This is a genomic window from bacterium (assembly GCA_024226335.1).
GTDB lineage: Bacteria > Myxococcota_A > UBA9160 > SZUA-336 > SZUA-336 > JAAELY01.
In genome coordinates, this window is sequence record JAAELY010000229.1 from 1 (window position 1) to 3,164 (window position 3,164).

The window sequence follows — 3,164 nt, forward strand, 5'->3', positions numbered from 1 at the left end:
AGTGGATTGGTACAGGACAAAGACGGCGCTGATCGGGTTGAAGCGACTCGCGACGCTATCCGAACAGGACAAGCAGGATTGCATCGACGCGTACAAATTCTTCCAGCGCATGCAGGCGGGCGAGAAGACCAGCACCGAGGACGAGACGAAGGCGGTTGCGGACTACTACAAGGTCCTCAACAACATGCTCTCGGTCTTCGACCTCGAGAAGCTCTACATCCCCCCGATGCTGGACGATTCAAAGGGCTTGTACGACAACCAGCTACTGTGCGAACAAGCCCTTCTGAATGAACTGGCACTCGAGAAGCCCGAGATGAGTCACCTTCTCGACATGGGATGCGGGCGGGGCCGGATCGCGCACTATCTCGCCGCCCTGACCGGTGGCCAGGTTTCGGGCTACAACATCGACCCCAATCAGGTCGAGAACGCGATCGACTGGGCAGCCGAGTGCGGCATGAGCGATCGGCTTCACTTCAAGGTCGGAAACCACCACGAGCCGCTCGACTACGAATCCGAATCCTTCGACGGGTGTTTCTCCTTCCAGGCGGTCTGGCCCTTCTTCAAGAAAGAGGAACTACTCGACCACGCGCTGGAGATGTACCGGGTGTTGAAGCCAGGTGCGCGCTACGCCTGTTCGGAGTATCTCCTCAGCCCCTACTTCGACTGGAACGACGAAGAGCACGTGGCGCTCCACCAGAAGTACCTTCCGACTCTGGCCGCCACGCAGTCGATGTATCCCGCCGATGTCTGCGCGGCATTGGAAAGAGCAGGCTTCGAGATTCTCGTCTCGGCGCCTTCGAAGAGCGAAGCCTGGCCGCTTTGCGAACAGAAGCGCAATCTGATCCTGAGGGCTCGAAAACTGGTCCGAGCGCTCGAAGCGATCAGAGTCCTGCCTCCGTGGGTCGAGGAATCCCTTGAGCTACTTCAGGAGGGGGGACAAGCCTGGACGGACGCAGAGAAGGCCAAGATCGCCGACCTGAACTGGCGCATCGTCGCAGTGAAGCACTGACGCCCTCGCGCAGTTTCGCGGGAACGCGCGGATCGGGCTCCCGCTTCAGGCGCAGGGCGTCGTACACAGGCGCCCCACGCCGCGGAGTTCGCGCCTGGTACAGGGGCGGCGGCTACTCGGCTTAGACGGTCCCGGTGAGCGAGGAGACGTAGTCTGCTCGCGTTACAGGCACGGTGCATGGGTCTGTCGCCGGTTACTGGTTTACGGATCGCACGCCGGGTTTGATGTTCTAGTTGGCAGGAGCGTTTCGTAATGCTGACGGCATCTGAAGAGCAAGCGGTCCGGCAGTACTCGATGGGCTAGCTGCAGGGGGATGTAATGAGTGAGCTGATGGAAATTGATGTCTTCTGGTCTTTTCGGAGTCCGTGGTCCTATCTTGCGACCAGGCGATTGCGTGACTGGCAGGAACAGTATCAGTTGAAGGTCAACCTCCGGGTTGTCTATCCAATTGCGATACGAATGCCTGAGTTCTTTCAACAGGTGCAACCGCAATGGTTTTCCTATTTCGGGACTGATGTTTTTCGTGTCGCGGAGTTTCTGGAGCTGCCCTTTGCCTGGCCAAAGCCCGACCCGGTCATACAGCAGATCGATCAAGATGGCGTGCGGCAGACTGCGACCGAGCAACCCTACATCCATCGCCTTTCCAGACTTGGTGCTCTAGCTGAGGAAATGGGGCGTGGGATCGAGTTTGCGGATGAAGTGTCGGCGCTCATCTGGGGCGGCACCGAAGGATGGGATCAGGGCGATCATCTGGCAAAGGCGACACAGAGAGCTGAGCTTGATCTCGCGGAGATGGATCGGCGAATCGTCGCCGAAGCAGACCGGCTGGAATCGGTCATCGAAAACAACCAGACCGACCATGATCACGCGGGCCATTGGGGTGTGCCGACCTGCGCGTTTAGAGGTGAGCCGTTTTTCGGTCAGGACCGCCTGGATGTGTTGCTGTGGCGACTGAAGAAGGAAGGCCTACAGACCCGGTAGGGCTGGCGAGGGGCGTGAGAGGAAGAGTGGCATCTCTACGACATTGCGAGGGATCCCGGCGAAACAACCGACCTCGCAGCCGCCCTCCCCACCAGCTGCAGCAGATGCTCTCGAATTACTACGACTACGCGAGACGCAACGGCGTCCTGCCGGTCCCCCACGATTTCGACGCGCAACGCCAGGTCGCGATGCTGACCTTGCTACCCTTCTATCTACTCGATCGCTGGCGAAGCTCGTGATCTGATACGGATCGCTCCGGCACACGCTCGAGAACAGGCGCCCTGCGTTCCGCTCGTCCCCTTTTCCTGGTCTTTCGCCCGCAACCGAACGAGGACAAAACCAATGTATCGCGGCACATACACACTCATCGGATCCGAGCTCAGCATGTTCACGCGCAAGCTCGAGTCGCAGCTCCGCTACCAGAACATCCCCCATATCTGGAAGTACAAGGGGATCGGCGGCGGCGGGGAGCTGGAGAAGCGCGCAGGCACTCGTTTCATCCCACTGCTCGAGACCCCGGACGGCTGGCTCTTGAACGACACGATCGCCATCGGACCCATGTTGAGTGCACGCTTCCGCGAAGCGCCCGTGCTCCCCGAAACCCCCATTCAGCGAGCAGCCTCCTTCATCGTCGAGGACTACCTGAACCACTGGTTCCCGAGACACGCGCTTCACTCGCGCTGGATCGACCTCGACAATGCCATGGACGCGGGCAAACACTTCGGGGTCAATATGCTCCTCGGCAAGAGCATCGAGGACGACTTGACGAGCGAGGAAGCGGAGAAGGTCGCTGGCATGGGCAAGGTGATGCGCGATTCGTTCGGGCTCGGCGCCTGCGATGTCCAGGGGGCCGGGCCCGACAAGGCCGAAGAGGTGCAGCAGGATTTCGATACGATGATGGACCTCTTCAAGCAGCACTTCGCCGCCCACGACTTCCTGCTCGGCGACCGCGCCTGCCTGGCGGACTTTGCACTCGCGGGTCCGGCGAAGGCCCACTTCATTCAAGATCCGCTGCCGATCTCCTGGCTCGCGGCGCAAGACAACGAGGCAATGCTCCGCGCGTTCGTCGCTCGCATCTACGAAGGCAAAGAAGCCGGAACGTCCTACCTCCCAGGTGACGAGATTCCGGAAACCCTCGGGCCCATGCTGGAACACGCGCGGGCGAACTATCAAC

At 60.3% G+C, this 3,164-nt stretch carries 3 protein-coding genes; all 3 read left to right on the top strand.

Annotation, left to right across the window (positions count from 1 at the left end; translation table 11 throughout):
• The first annotated feature begins 1 nt into the window (after position 1).
• On the top strand, positions 2 to 1,009 hold the full coding sequence (locus tag GY725_11145; GenBank protein ID MCP4004741.1) for a methyltransferase domain-containing protein: 1,008 nt from the start codon (positions 2 to 4) through the stop codon (positions 1,007 to 1,009).
• A gap of 318 nt (positions 1,010 to 1,327) precedes the next feature.
• On the top strand, positions 1,328 to 1,990 hold the full coding sequence (locus GY725_11150; protein ID MCP4004742.1) for a 2-hydroxychromene-2-carboxylate isomerase: 663 nt from the start codon (positions 1,328 to 1,330) through the stop codon (positions 1,988 to 1,990).
• Between the two features lie 342 nt (positions 1,991 to 2,332).
• The coding region (locus tag GY725_11155; protein MCP4004743.1) for a glutathione S-transferase family protein at positions 2,333 to 3,164 on the top strand (832 nt) is incomplete at its 3' end.